General features: G+C 66.9%; 11 protein-coding genes and 4 pseudogenes. 7 read left to right on the forward strand and 8 right to left on the reverse strand.

The window, feature by feature from the left end; all coding sequences use genetic code 11:
* Window positions 1-2 precede the first annotated feature (2 nt).
* From FIU66_RS14490 to FIU66_RS14505, 4 genes are read right to left on the reverse strand one after another with little or no spacing between them, the layout of a single operon-like run.
* On the reverse strand, window positions 3-1115 hold the full coding sequence (locus FIU66_RS14490; RefSeq protein WP_167623627.1) for a succinylglutamate desuccinylase/aspartoacylase family protein: 1113 nt from the start codon (window positions 1113-1115) through the stop codon (window positions 3-5).
* Window positions 1108-1845, reverse strand: a complete 738-nt coding sequence (locus tag FIU66_RS14495; protein ID WP_167623628.1) for an ABC transporter permease — start codon at window positions 1843-1845, stop codon at window positions 1108-1110. The genes FIU66_RS14490 and FIU66_RS14495 overlap by 8 nt, the downstream gene beginning before the upstream one ends.
* Complete coding sequence (locus FIU66_RS14500) at window positions 1842-2531, reverse strand: ABC transporter permease (RefSeq protein ID WP_167623629.1); 690 nt, start codon at window positions 2529-2531, stop codon at window positions 1842-1844. Before FIU66_RS14500 ends, FIU66_RS14495 begins: the two co-directional genes overlap by 4 nt.
* A 49-nt stretch (window positions 2532-2580) precedes the next feature.
* Entirely contained in the window at window positions 2581-3354 is a 774-nt protein-coding gene (locus FIU66_RS14505) for a transporter substrate-binding domain-containing protein (RefSeq protein WP_167623630.1), read from the reverse strand.
* A 59-nt stretch (window positions 3355-3413) separates the two neighbouring features.
* Between FIU66_RS14505 and FIU66_RS14510 the strand changes: the two genes are divergently transcribed.
* Window positions 3414-4331 (forward strand): MurR/RpiR family transcriptional regulator, encoded by a 918-nt coding sequence (locus tag FIU66_RS14510; protein WP_167623631.1) that lies wholly within the window; start codon window positions 3414-3416, stop codon window positions 4329-4331.
* Window positions 4332-4369: 38 nt separating this feature from the next.
* Here the strand turns inward: FIU66_RS14510 and FIU66_RS14515 are convergent, their stop codons facing one another.
* Window positions 4370-5038 (reverse strand): GntR family transcriptional regulator, encoded by a 669-nt coding sequence (locus FIU66_RS14515; protein ID WP_167623632.1) that lies wholly within the window; start codon window positions 5036-5038, stop codon window positions 4370-4372.
* Between the two features lie 148 nt (window positions 5039-5186).
* Between FIU66_RS14515 and FIU66_RS14520 the strand changes: the two genes are divergently transcribed.
* Together FIU66_RS14520 and FIU66_RS14525 are read left to right on the forward strand one after the other, a co-directional pair.
* A complete protein-coding gene (locus FIU66_RS14520; RefSeq protein WP_167623633.1) occupies window positions 5187-5885 on the forward strand; it encodes an aspartate/glutamate racemase family protein in 699 nt (232 codons plus the stop codon).
* 31 nt (window positions 5886-5916) lie between these two features.
* A pseudogene (locus FIU66_RS14525) lies at window positions 5917-7273 on the forward strand (NCS1 family transporter).
* An 82-nt stretch (window positions 7274-7355) separates the two neighbouring features.
* Here FIU66_RS14525 and chrA read toward each other — a convergent pair.
* Both chrA and FIU66_RS14535 read right to left on the reverse strand, forming a co-directional pair.
* Window positions 7356-8783, reverse strand: a complete 1428-nt coding sequence (gene chrA, locus FIU66_RS14530) for a chromate efflux transporter (RefSeq protein ID WP_167623634.1) — start codon at window positions 8781-8783, stop codon at window positions 7356-7358.
* Window positions 8780-9599, reverse strand: a pseudogene (locus FIU66_RS14535) (chromate resistance protein ChrB domain-containing protein). The gene chrA and the pseudogene FIU66_RS14535 overlap by 4 nt, the downstream one beginning before the upstream one ends.
* 261 nt (window positions 9600-9860) lie before the next feature.
* Here FIU66_RS14535 and FIU66_RS18270 point away from each other — a divergent pair.
* The 4 genes and pseudogenes from FIU66_RS18270 (at window position 9861) to FIU66_RS14555 (ending at window position 13348) form a co-directional block, all read left to right on the forward strand.
* Window positions 9861-10691: a DUF2254 family protein gene (locus FIU66_RS18270; protein WP_167623635.1), complete on the forward strand. Its 831-nt coding sequence runs from the start codon at window positions 9861-9863 to the stop codon at window positions 10689-10691.
* A pseudogene (locus FIU66_RS18275) lies at window positions 10586-11196 on the forward strand (DUF2254 family protein); the annotation flags it as partial. The gene FIU66_RS18270 and the pseudogene FIU66_RS18275, both read left to right, overlap by 106 nt.
* 107 nt (window positions 11197-11303) lie before the next feature.
* A pseudogene (locus FIU66_RS14550) lies at window positions 11304-12327 on the forward strand (substrate-binding domain-containing protein).
* A 109-nt stretch (window positions 12328-12436) separates the two neighbouring features.
* Window positions 12437-13348: an ABC transporter substrate-binding protein gene (locus FIU66_RS14555; RefSeq protein WP_167623637.1), complete on the forward strand. Its 912-nt coding sequence runs from the start codon at window positions 12437-12439 to the stop codon at window positions 13346-13348.
* A 17-nt stretch (window positions 13349-13365) separates the two neighbouring features.
* Here FIU66_RS14555 and FIU66_RS14560 read toward each other — a convergent pair whose 3' ends face one another.
* The gene (locus FIU66_RS14560) at window positions 13366-13557 is read right to left on the reverse strand and encodes a hypothetical protein (RefSeq protein ID WP_167623638.1); all 192 of its coding nucleotides are present in this window, start codon (window positions 13555-13557) and stop codon (window positions 13366-13368) included.
* Window positions 13558-13653: the final 96 nt, after the last annotated feature.

The raw sequence follows: 13653 nt of genomic DNA on the forward strand, positions 1-13653 counted from the left end.
CCTCAGGGGCTGAGCAGCGGGCCGTCGCGGAATGGCCGGTCGCCGGCGATCTTGCCCAGGCGTTTTCCGGCCTCCGCGATGCGGGTGGCGGGGCGGGCATAGAAGACGCCCGTGGTGCTGGCGCGGACGGGGATCACCTGGCCGGTTTCCAGATCGGTGATTTCCGCCACGGTCTGGCCCGCCTGCACAAGGCTTCCCAGCGGCACGGCATAGGACAGCAGCCCGGCCGCGGGCGCGGTCAGCGCCTCGGATCCCGCAAGGGGCGTGGGGCTGCAGGCGGCGGGGGGCAGGTCGACGCTGCCCGACAGGACGCCCAGATGCACCAGGTAATCCATGATCGCCTGGGCATCGCGCAGCCCCTGGGTCCGGCAGACGTCGGATCGTCCGCGCAATTCGACGGTGGTGCTGGCGCAGCCCAGGGGGACCGGGTGGTCCGGAAAGCGGGCGGCAATCGCGGTCCAGGGACCGGACAGGGCCTCGTCGAAGGGATGGCCGCCCGACACCTCGGCCAGCAGCACGGCACGGCAGGCGGTCAGGGTCGCCAGGGGGGCCAGCCGGTCCCAGGCGGCGGGCTGGGTGTAAAGGTGCATCTCGGCTTCGCCATCGCAGTGCAGATCCAGCACCACGTCGGCATCCAGGGCCAGGCCCATCAGGTGATGGCGCAGCGCCTCGGCCGGCCCTACGGGCTGGCGTTGCTGCAAGGCCGCGCGCAGGGCGGCCCGGACCAAAGCCACATTGCGCTGCGGGTCACCGGTCAGGCGGCCTTCCAGCCCGGCTGCGGCGTCATCGGACAGGTCGGGATAATCGCGGTTGAAGTTGCGCCCGTCGTAAAGATCGAAGCGCCCCGAATGATCGCCGTGAAGCACCTGCCCCAGCCCCAGCGGATTGGCAAAGGGCACCACGGTCACATGGCCCCGCAGCCGGCCTGCCGCCTCGGCCTGTGCCAGAAGATCCGCCAGCAGCCGGGCGACCATCATGCCGGGGCCTTCGTCGGCATGAAGCCCCCCCTGCACATGGACATGCGGCCGCGCGTCGGGATCGCCGAAGGACAGGGTCAGGACCTGGTGGCGGGTGCCGGGACCGCGCCCGGGAAGGGAAAAGCAGCGTTCACGCATGGGCAGAGGCTTTCACGGGTTCGGGCATGGGGGTGGCGCTTGCGCGTGGGTCGAGATGGCGCAGGAAATGGCGCTCCAGAAGCCGGAACAGCCCGGCCAGGACAAGGGTCAGCCCCAGATAGAAGACCGCCGCCATGCCGAAGCTTTCGGGGATCTTCAGGTAGTTGGTGTAGACATCGCGGCCGACGCGCAGGATCTCGACAATGGTGACGGTGCTGGCCAGGGCGGTGGCATGCATCAGCTGGATGATCTCGTTGCCGTATTGGGGCAAGGCGCGGCGCCAGGCGCCGGGCCAGAACACGTCGCGGAAGACCTGGGCGCGGGTCAGGCCCATCGCCCGTGCGGCCTCAATCTCTCCGGCGGGGGTGGTGCGGATGGCGCCCGCGAAGATCTCGGTCGTGTAGGCGGTGGTGTTCAGCGTGAAGGCTGCCCAAGCGCAGAACCACGGGTCGCGGAGCAGCGGCCACAGGGTGCTGTTGCGGATCACCCCGAATTGCGGCAGCCCGTAATACAGGATGAACAACTGCACCAGAAGCGGCGTCCCCCGGATCACGAAGGTAAAGCCGAAGACCGGCCAGCGGGCCCAGGGGCTGCGGGCCGAGCGCGCCACCGAAAGCGGCACCGACAGCAGCAGCCCCGCCACCGCCGAAGTCACCAGCAGCAGCAGCGTCATCTGCAGCCCGTGCCAAAAGGCGGGCAGCATCTCGCGCAGGATGGTCCAGTCGATCATGCCCTGGCCTCCGAGCGGATCCCGCGCGACATGCGCCGGTTCAGCGCGCCAAGCACCAGGATCGAGACGGTGGTCACCGCCAGGTAGATGGCCCCGATCAGCGCGTAGAAGGTGAACGGCTCGCGCGTCGCGGCGGATGCCAGGGATGCGCGGTGGACCATGTCGTCCAGCCCGATGATCGACACAAGCGCGGTCGCCTTCAGCATCACCAGCCAGTTGTTGGTAAAGCCCGGGATGGCGTGGCGGACCATCTGCGGAATGACGATGTCGCGCATCACCTGGCCGCGCGACAGGCCCATCGCGTGCCCGGCCTCGATCTGGCCGCGCGGGATGGCCAGGATCGCGCCCCGGAAGGTTTCGGTCAGATAGGCGCCGAAGACGAAGCCCAGGGTGATGGTGCCCGCCGCGAAGGCGTTCACGTCCATGTATCCCCAGCCCTGCGCGGCCGCCACGCGGTTCAGCAGGATCTGCCCGCCATAAAAGACGATCAGCATCAGAAGCAGGTCGGGCAGCGCCCGGATGACCGTGGTATAAAGCCCGGCCAGCCCGCGCAGGACGGGCGAATGGGACAGCTTGGCGCTTGCCCCCGCCAGTCCGAAAACGCAGGCTACTGCCAGCGACACCACCGCCACCGACAGCGTCACCCGCAGCCCGTCCAGGATCATCGGCAGATAGCCGTGGAACATCGGTTGACTTCCCTTCGGATCGGACGCCCCCGGCGGGGGGCGCGTCGGTTCACTTGCGGGCGTGGGGCGGGGTGATGTCGAAGTCGAAATACTGCGCGGCCATCTTGGCATAGCTGCCGTCTTCCATGATCGCGGCCAGGGCCTCGTTCACGCGGGTCTTCAGCGCCTCGTCGCCCTTGCGCATGGCGATGCCCACTCCGCCATCCACGCTGTCGGTCAGGGTCAGCGTTTCGCCGACCTGCTCGAAGCCCTCGCCCTCGGGCTGCTTCAGGAAGGCCTCGGCCGAGACAACCGATGATCCGAAGGCGATGTCGCCCCGCCCGGCCGCCAGTTCCAGATAAACCGCCGGCTCGCGATCCACCGCCAGGATGCGGCTGTCGGGATAGGTCGCTTCCAGGTACTGGGCGCGGGGGCTGTTGCGCAGCACGATGATCGTCTTGCCAGCCAGTTCCTCGGGGCTGTAGCCTTCAAAGGCGCCCTCGGCCGCGATGAAGCGCGAGGGGACGTCGTAATAGGGATCGGAAAAATCGACCACTTTCTTGCGTTCGTCGGTGATCGTCATGGATGCCACGATCATGTCGAACTTGTTGGCCGCCAGGGCGGGGATCATCCCGTCCCATTCCTGCTGCACCAGCGTGCAGTTCGCCTTCATCTGCGCGCAGACGGCATTGGCGATGTCGATGTCGAAGCCCGAAAGCGTGCCGTCAGGGGACACCTGGCTGAAGGGCGGATAGTTTCCTTCGACGCCGATGCGGACCTGATCCTGGGCGAAGGCGGGAAGGGCCAGGGCGAAAAGGGACAGCGCGGCAAGGGTCTTGCGCATGATGGGAACTCCTGTCGGGATGGATTGTCGTGATTGTTTTTCTTTCATATGATTGAGAAATGAAAATCGATCCGTCAACAGAAATTTCGGGCTGGAGCGCGGGCGCCACGCGCCATTTCGCGGAAAGCCAGCTTGGTCAACAGGTTGTGGCGCGTCTTCAGGCGGGATCCAGGTCGCAGCGCGCCTTGTCCGACCTGATCCTGCGCGATCCCGTCTTCATCGCCACCCATGGAATCGAGGATGTTTCGCGCGCCTCGGGCATCTCGGCCAGCACGATCAGCCGCTATGTCCGCGATCTGGGAATCGACAGCTATGCGGCCTTCCGCGCCGATGTGGCCGACCGGGTCCACGCGCTGATCGCCCCCGTCACCAAGCTGGAAAACCGCCTGGCCGAGGCTGCGAGGTCATCCTCACCGGCCGAGGCATCGCTGGCGACCGCGCAGTCGCATCTGGGGGCCTTGGCGGACCGCGAAACAGCCGCAGCCCTGCGCCAGGCGTCCGAGATGCTGCGCCAGGCGCGGCATGTCTGGATCATGGGCTTCGGTTTGTCGGCCCATCTGGCGGCGATCCTTGCGCTTGGCCTTGAACCCTATCGCGACGGGATCCTGAACGTCGTGCAATATGGCGGGACCGAGGTTGCGGCAGGCCGCGTGATGGCGGCTGGCGAAGGCGACGTGGTCATTGCGATCTCGTTTCCGCGCTATTCCAGCGATGTGGTCCAACTGGCCCGCATGGCCCGTGCCACGGGCGCCCGGCTGATCGCCCTGACCGATTCCCCCGCCGCGCCCCTGGCCCAGGCCTGCGACCACCTTCTGATCGCCCCCGCCCAGCATCCGGTCCTGTCGTCGTCCTGCCTGCCGGGCCTGGCCATCATCGAGGCGCTCGTGTCGCAATTCCTCATGTCCGACCCCGCCCATGTCGAGCGGGCGAAACGCCTGGCAGCCAGCATGGCGGCCTATCTGTCGGACCAGGGGTAGGACCGGGGCTTCCTTCCGCCCAAAGGTTCCGGACGCCTTTACCCGCCGAGGATCTGGCGCAGGTCGCTTGCCTCGGCCGGCGCATCGAACACCAGTTGCGCCTCGATATGGCGCAGATGCGCTTCCAGCAGGTCGCCGGCCCTTGTCCCGTCGCCGCTTCGGATGGCCGAGGCGATCTCGCCATGCTCCTCATCCTGGCAAAGAACGTGGCTCGAGCCTGCAAACAGGCCGATGATAAGGGAACTGCGCATGATCAGTTCATGCAGGAACTCGGCCAGGACGTCGTTCTGCCCGATCTTGGCCAGGACCATGTGAAACTCGCCTGACAGGCGGATGGCCTTGGCGCGGTCTCCGTTCTTGCGTGCCAGGATCTCGGCCTGCACGACATGGTCCAGTTCCGCAAGGTCGGCCCCTGTCGCGTGCTGCGCCGCGTTTCGTGCCAAGGTCTTTTCGATGGCCCGGCGGGCCTGGAAGACGTTGTGGGCCTCGGGCTGGCTTGGCACGCGGACGAAGGCACCCCGGTTGGGCCGCAGCTCGACCGTCTTTCGGGTGGCGAGAATGACAAGCGCGCGACGCACATCGGTCCGGCCGCAATCATAAATCTCGCACAGCTCCGGCTCGCTCAGCTTGGTGCCGGGGCGCAGGCGCCGTTCAAGAATGGCCTCGACCACGCCGTCGACGATCCGGCTTTCTGCATTCACTGCCATGGGACTGCGTTTCTCCTGCCTGCCCGGGGGAAATTATGCCGCCGATCCGGGCAGCACAAGAAGTCCCGCGCCATCTTCGATATGAATCGTTGACACATCACATGCGAATCGTCGACGATCCAGAAGCAGAAGCAAGCCGGAGGCGCCCATGAAAATCCTTCTCGTCAATCCCAACGCGACGGCCTCGATGACCGACAAGATCGCCGAAAGCGCGCGGCGCGTGGCAGGCCCGGGGGTCGAGATCATTGCCCGAACCGGCGAAGGATCGCCCGCCAGCATCGAGGGCCACTACGACGAGGCGATGTCGGTGCCCGCGCTGCTGCGCCATGTCCGCGAGGCCGAGCAGCAGGGCGTGGCCGGCGTGGTGGTGGCCTGCTTCGACGATCCGGGCATCGGCGCCTGCCGGGAACTGGCAAGCGGGCCGGTGATCGGCATCGCCGAGGCCGCGATGAAGGCCGCCACCATGCTGGCCACCAGCTTTTCCGTGGTCACCACCCTGCCCCGATCCGTTCCGGTGATCGAGGAACTGGCCCGCCGCTATGGCGTGGACCACCAGTGCCGCAAGGTCCGCTCGGCCAGCATTCCCGTGCTCGCGCTCGAGGAGGAAGGCTCGGGCGCCCGCGAAAAGGTGCGCGACGAAATCCTGCGCGCCATCCGCGAGGACAATTGCGAGGCGATCGTCCTGGGCTGCGCGGGCATGGCCGACCTGACCGACTGGCTGTCGCGCGAAACCGGGGTGCCTGTCATCGACGGCGTCACCGTCGCGGTCAAGTTCGTCGAAGGGCTGGCGGCCGTGGGCCTGGGGACCAGCAAGATCTGCGCCTATGCGCAGCCGAACCAGAAATAGGACAAGATCAACAACAGGGAAGGACAAGACGATGACCTCGATCGAAAACATGGCCGAAGGCCCGATCACCGAGGCGGGCCACAAGAAGGTGGGCGAGGAAACGCTTGCCCCGCAGCGCCACCGGATCATGGACCCCTGGTCCTATCTGTTCGCCTGGCTGGGGGCTGCGTGTCCATCGGGACCTTCACCGTCGGGTCCGGCCTGGCGGGGACGCTGAACCTCTTGCAGGTGTTCCTGGCCATCGCCATCGGCTGCACCGTGATCGGCGTCGCCCTGGCGATCAACGGCGCGGCAGGCCACAAATACGGCATCCCCTTCATGGTTCAGGCGCGGTCGTCTTTCGGCTTCGCCGGCACGCGGCTGCCCGCCCTGGTCCGGTCGGTGCCCGCCATCGTCTGGTTCGGCTTCCAAAGCTGGATCGGCGCGGGCGCGCTGAACCTGGTGTCGGTGACGCTGTTCGGGTTCGACAGCATCGTCTTCTGGTTCATCGCCTTCCAGTTCCTGCAGATCGGCCTGTCGGTCTTGGGCTTCAGCGGCATCAAGTGGCTGGAAAACATCGGCTCGGTCTTCATCATCGGCGCGCTGATCTACATGTTCTTCAGCGTGATCGGCAAATACGGCGACCAGATCTCGACCAACCTGCTGCAGGCCGAAGGCACCTGGGGCGCGCCCTTCTGGGGGCCACCATGCTGTTTCTGGGCGTCTACAGCACGATGATGCTGAACGTGTCGGATTATTCGCGCGAACTGAAGGAAAGCGTCTCGCCGCTGCGCCAGGTGGTGATCTATGCCAATTCGATCCTGCCCGCGACGCTGTTCATGGGCCTGATCGGGCTGATGGTGTCCAGTGCCACGGGCGAGGTCGATCCGATCAAGGTCTTTTCCAGCGCCGTGGACAACAAGGTGCTGCTGATCATCACGCTGCTGTTCATCGTCTTCGCGCAGGTCACGACGAACGTGCTGAACAACGTGATCCCGCCCGCCTATGCGCTGATGGACATCTTCAAGCTGAACTTCAAGACCTCGGCGGTCCTGGTGGGCCTGCTGGCCTTCGCGACCTTCCCGTGGGAACTGGTCAAGGACGAATCCGCCGCCGGGTTGAACCTGTTCATCCAGACCTATTCGGCCTTCCTGGGACCGATCTTCGCGGTGCTGGTGGTGGACTATTACATCCTGCGCAAGCGCCAGCTGAACCTGGATCTGCTTTATGACGAGGACGGCCCCTACAAGGGCGTCAACTGGGCCGCGATCATCGCCACGGCAGTCGGCATCGTCTTCGCGCTGATCTTTTCCAGCATCTCGTGGTATGCCAGCCTGATCCCTGCGGGCGTGGCCTATTACGTGCTGATGAAGTCCATGCCCTCGGCTCGCCGCTTCCTGTCAAACTGACCCAAGATCGGCAGCCCGGCCCTTTCCAGGGGGCCGGGCGATCGTCTGCTGCCTTGGGCAAGCCGCAAGGCGGAACCCGGCCTCAGGCCACCACCCCCGCCGCATGAAGCAGGATGCCCAGGCCGGCCGCACCCGCCAGGACGGTCGTCATGCCCAGCCTGAACCGGAACACCGCAACAAGGGCCAGAACGGAAAGCGCGGCGGCGATCCAGTCGATGGAACCCGGGACGGGCAGTTCCAGCGACAGCGGCCCTGCCTCGAACCGCCGCACCTCGTGCCAGATCACGTGGATGGCGAACCAGATCGCCAGGTTGACGATCACCCCCACGACCGAGGCCGTGACGGCCGACAAGGCGGCGGACAGGGCCCGGTTGTTCCGAAGCCGCTCCATGTAGGGGGCGCCCAGGAAGATGAAAGCGAAGCAGGGCGCGAAGGTGACCCAGGTCGTCAGAAGCCCGCCCAGCGTCCCCGCCAGAAGCGCGCTGTCCCATCCCCCGTCGCGGAAGGCACCAAGAAAGCCGACGAACTGCAGGACCATGATCAGCGGTCCCGGCGTGGTCTCGGCCATGCCGAGGCCGTCCAGCATCTCGCCGGGGCGGAGCCAGCCATAGGTTCCGACGGCCTCTTGCGCGACATAGGCCAGGACCGCATAGGCGCCGCCGAAGGTCACCACGGCCATCTTGGAAAAGAACAGCGCGATCTCGGCAAAGACATTGCCGCGGCCCAGGGTCAGGACCAGCAGCGCCACCGGCACCAGCCACAGGATCAGCGCCGCAGCCCCGGCCCCAAGCGCGCGGCGCCGCGCCCTCGGCGGCATCCGGGCCATCTCCTCGCCCAGAAGCGTTTCGGCATCGTCCACATGAACCCCGCCGACCGCCCCATGGCCGCCGGTCGCGGCGAAGGCGGGAAGGCCGGCCCGTGCCCCCAGATAGCCGATCAGCCCCGCCGTCAGCACGATCAGGGGGAAAGGCGCGTCGAAGGCGAAGATCGCCACGAAGGACAGCACCGCCAGCAGGCGCATCGCGTCGTTCCTCAGCGCCCGGCTGCCGATGCGGACCACCGCCTGCAGCACGATGGCCAGGATCGCGGCCTTGAGGCCGAAGAACAGCGCCTCGACCACGCCCACATCGCCGAACAGCACGTAAAGCCAGCTGAGCGCCATGATCGCCACCGCGCCGGGCAGCACGAACAGGATGCCCGCGATCAGGCCGCCGCGCGTCCCGTGCAGAAGCCAGCCGACATAGGTGGCAAGCTGCTGCGCCTCGGGCCCGGGAAGCAACATGCAGAAGTTCAGGGCGTGCAGGAACCGGCCGTCGCCGATCCACCGCTTTTCCTCGACAAGGATGCGGTGCATGACGGCGATCTGCCCCGCCGGGCCGCCAAAGGACAAAAGCGCGATCCGCGCCCAGGTCCGCGTGGCCTCGGCAAGCGAGGGATAGGCGGGACGCGCGGCCGGGCCCGATGGGCTGCCCGGTTGTTCCGGCGCGGGGGCACTACGGGCGTCGGTCATCGCGCCGCCCCCGCCTTGGCGCCGGGCCAGTCATGGGTTTCGTTCGTGGCGTCCCGCGCCCAGCGGTAAAAGGCGTCGTAAAGGACCATTCCGGCCTCCAGTTGCTCAAGATCGTCGGAATGGATGCGCGACAGTCCCAGCGACGCGGCCAGAAGGCCCGCGGCCTCGGGCGCCAAGTCCAGCCGGGCGGTGTCGGCCCCCGCACGATGGTCGCCAGCCGGTCCAGGGCCGGGACGGACAGGCCCAGTTCGGCCAGCAGGACATCGAAGGTGCAAAGATCGCCCCGGTGGCTGAAGAACACGCCCTCGATGTCGAATGGCGCGGCGTCATGACGCTCGGCCACGGCTTCGACCTCGGCGGGTGCGACGAACAGGATCACGGCGCGGGATCGACAAAGCGGCGGATCAGCCAGGGGCAGGCGATGCGGTCGATCTTGGGCCGCGCCCGCGTCACCCAGACCGTGCGCCCGCGCCGGTCCCGCGGCGGCAAGGCGTCCGGGCGGATCAACGGCCAGCCCGCATCACGCCAGGCCGCGAAACCGCCTTCAAGATATTCGGCCGGCCGACCCTCGGCCCGCAGCCAGGCGGCTGCGCCCTGGCTGCGGCGATGGCCGCCTTGGCACAGCACGACAATGTGCCCGGCCGGAAGCTGCGGCAGGTCGGCAAGCGCACGGTCATCGGCGCGGATCGTGGCCGGCAGCATCCGGGGATCGGCGGCAAGGTCCGCATCCGAGCGGACATCCAGGATGGCCGGCGCCCTTGCCGTCCCGATCAGCCGCGAAAGCTTGTCTGGCGATATCGCATTGGGTGCCGGCACGGGCGCTCCTCCCCCTTGAAGGTTGATCATGATCGATCCGGAACGCGAACTTCGGCTGGCGCCTCGTGGGGCGTCGCAGGCCCCATGCGGTTGAGTTACCTTTGACAGGCCGCAGGCGTCAAGACACCAGGCGGGGGACGGTGCGGCCAGGGAACAGAGACGGGCTTCACCGGTTTGGTGGCGGTCGCACAAGCCGTTGGCAGGCCTGCCCCCGGGATGCGGGATCACCATGCCTGGAACCCTCGGCGGAGAACGATGAACATGACCCAACCGCGGCATTACCTGTCCAACGGCAACGCGTCCCGCGCGCTGTGGGATGCGGTCCGCACCAGTCTGTGGTTTCTTCCCGCGATCATGGGCGTTCTTGCCCTTGGGCTGACCGCGGGCGCCCTGGCCCTGGATGAAGGGCTGGGCCAGGGATCGGACGAAAGCTTCCCACGGATCATCTATGTCAGCGCGCCGGACCAGGCACGAGAGCTTCTGGCGACCGTGCTGACCTCGATGATCACGATGGCAAGCCTTGTCTTCTCGATCACGATGGTGGTGCTGACGCTTGCCGCCGGGCAGTTCGGCCCCCGCCTGATCCGGAACTTCATGGGCCGCCTTCAGACGCAGTTCGTCCTGGGCACCTTCGTGCTGACGATCATCTATTGCCTGATGCTGCTGGCGTCCATCGGGCCGGGCGACGCGGGCGGATCCAACGCCTACCTGTCCGTCACCGTCGCCATAGGCCTGGCCTTGTTCAGCGTGGCGCTGCTGGTGCTGTATATTCATGACCTGGCGACCTCGATCATGTCGGAAACGCTGATCGAAACGGTCGGCCGCGAGCTGGATCAAGGGGTGCGGGACTTGCGGCCCCTGGGCCAGACGGATGACCCAGAACAGGCGCTGCCCGAAGACTTTGCCGAACGGGCCGCCCTGGCGGGGTCCAGGCTTCCGGCTATGTCCAGGCGATCGAGTTCGGGCGCATCGTCGAGGCCGCCCGGTCGGCCGATGTGCTGGTCGGCCTTTATCTTCGGGCCGGCGACTTCGCCATCCGAAACGGCCGCGCCTTCGGCATCTATCCGGCGGACCGCGTTACCCCCCAACTGAAGAAGATCATCGGCGACGCGATCACCCTGGGCGTCCACCGGACCCCGGTCCAGGACATCGAGTTCTCGATCCGCCACCTGGTCGAGGTCGCGGTTCGGGCGCTGTCGCCCGGCATCAACGACCCTTATACAGCGGTCTCGGCCATCCACCGCCTTTCGGCGGTCTGGCCCGACCTGATGGGTCGCGCGGTTCCGCAAGGGTTTTCCCCGACGACCAAGGCCAGGTGCGCGTCATCTGCCCGGTTCCGACCTATGCCACCCTGCTGAACGCCTCCTTCAGCCAGATCCGCCAAAGCGGGACCGAAAAGCCGCTTATCCTGATCCACCTGCTCAAGGCCTTTGCCGCCATGGCCCCTTGCGCGCGGACCGAGGAACAAAGGTCGGCCCTGCAGGACCAGGTCCACGCCGTCCTCGAGGACGCCAGGCGGGCCATCCCCAACCGCGCCGATCTGGACGATGTCGAGCAGCATGGACTTTTGGCCCTGCACGACCTTAAGGCAAGGTGAACTGGTGCCCGGGCTGCGATCCGGCCCAAAAAAAACCTGTCGCGCCCGGCATTTCTGACATACGTTGCCCAGGATCCTGTTCATTCGCCGTACGGACCTGTTGCCCGATGACCCGCCCCACGATCCATGACGTCGCCCGCGCCGCCGGCGTCAGCCTTTCGACCGTCGACCGGGTGCTGAACGACCGCGTGGGGTCCGGCACGCGACCCAGATCCGCGTGGCCCAGGCGATGCGCGAACTGGGCTTCGAACGGAACGCGGCGGCGGCGAACCTGGCGCGGCGGCGGCAGGACCGGCTGCTTTTCATCCTTCCGGCCGGATCGAACAGCTTCATGCGCGGGCTGGAACGCGAACTGGCCCAGCGGTCCGAGGCGTGGGAGTTCACGTCAATCGCCGTGCAGGTCGTGCCGGCCTTTGACGACGTGGCCTTGGCCCAGACCCTGCAGGCCGTCGATCCCGGCGCGACCGACGGCGTGGCCGTGGTGGCGACCGACAGCCCCGTGGTGCGCGCGGCATTGGCCGAATTGCGCGAACGCGGCGTGGCCGTGGTGACGCTGGTATCCGACCTGCCATCGTCCCGGCGCCAGCATTTCGTGGGATCGACAACGTGCAGGCCGGGCGCACGGCGGCTAGCCTGCTGGGCCGGTTCTGCCGCGGCCGGTCCGGCAAGATCGTCATCGTCGCAGGATCCATGCTGGTGCGCGACCATGCCGAGCGCCGCCTGGGGTTCGAGCAGGTCCTGCGGGCCGAGTTTCCCGACCAGCAGATCCTGCCGCCGCTGGAAGGCCGGGACGACCGCGACATCGTGGAAGCCGAACTGGATCGCGTCCTGCGCCAGCAGCCCGACGTGACCGGCATCTACAGCCTGGGCGCGGGCACGAGGGGCGTTGCCCGGGCCTTGGCGGGACAGGCGGCGGGCGCGCCACGCCCGTCCGTGGTGGTTCACGACCTGACGCCCCATTCGCGGCAGGCGCTTCTGGACGGAAGCTTCGATGCCGTCATCCACCAGGATCCGGTCCGGGAAATCTCGGCCGCCGTGTCCCTCCTGCAATCGCTGGTGCGCGGCCAGCCGGTGGATCCCGATGCCGGCCGGATCGGGATCGAGGTTTTCCTGCGCGACAACCTGCCCTGACAACCTGCACCAGAATCGCTTGCAGCCCGTTCTGGTTTGACGTACGTAAGTCATAATCTGAAGGCAGACTTCGGATGGCCGGTAGAGGAACCGGCGCAGGGAGGACAACATGAAGTATTCCGCCGCGGCCCTAGCCGCTGCCATTGCCGCCGTCAGTGGCCATGCCGCCTTGGCGCAGACCCAGATCAACGTGCTGCGCGTGGCCGTGAACCCCGAGCAGGAACAGTATCTCGAAAAGATCGCGACCGACTTCGAAGCCCAGAACGAGGGCGTCGACGTGATCTTCGAATATGTCGCGAACGAGGCCTACAAGGCCCGCCTGCCGACCCTGCTGCAATCGGACGCGCGGCCGGACATCTTCTACAGCTGGGGCGGCCAGACCGTGGTCGAGCAGGTCGAGGCCGGCTTCCTTCAGCCCATCGACGACCTTCTGCCCCAAGGCTTCCGCGAGACTCTGCCCCAGGCCGGGCTTCAGGCCTACGAGGTCGAGGGCCAGCTTTACGGCCTGCCGCAATACGCGACCGAAGTGGTCTTCTGGGCGAACAAGGCCCTGACCGACCAGGCCGGGATCGACCTGGACGCCATCAAGACCTGGACGACTTCCTTCAGGCGGTGCAGACCGCCAAGGACGCGGGCGTCACCCCGATCATCGCCGGCGGCAGGACAAATGGCCGCTGCATTTCTACTGGAGCTATCTGGCCCTGCGCCACGGCGGCCCGACGGTCGTGACCGACGCCATGTCCGGCGAGAATGGCGGCTTCACGGCCGAACCCTTGTCGCCGCGGGCCGCGACTTCCAGCGCCTGACCGAGCTCGAGCCGTTCCAGCCCGGCTACATCAGCACCACCTATGAAACTGCCAGCGGCATGTTCGCGGACGGTGCCGGCGCCTTCCACCTGATGGGGACTGGACTATCTGCCCATGCGCGAACGCTCGACCAGCGGCCAGGGCCTGCCCGACGACCAGCTTGCGATCATCAGCTTCCCCACCATCGCCGACCCGGTGGCCGAGGGCGGCAATGACGCGACGCTGGGCGGCATCAACGGATGGCCGTCACCAACAGCGCCGAGCCGGAAGCCGTCGCCTTCCTGCCTTCATGATGAACGCCGAAAACCAACGCGAGGCTGGCCGGCAACAGCTGTTCATCCCGATCGCCGAGGGCACGTCGGACGGCATGGACAACCCCTTCTTCATCCAGGTGGCCCAGAACATCGCCGACAGCAGCTTCCACCAGATCTTCCTGGACCAGTTCCTGGGGCCTCGGTGGGCGCGACGATCAACGACATCTCGGCCGATCTTGCCCAGGATGCCATCACGCCCGAGGACG

Source organism: Paracoccus sp. AK26 (assembly GCF_011801365.1).
In the GTDB taxonomy this organism is placed as follows: Bacteria; Pseudomonadota; Alphaproteobacteria; order Rhodobacterales; family Rhodobacteraceae; genus Paracoccus; species Paracoccus aerius.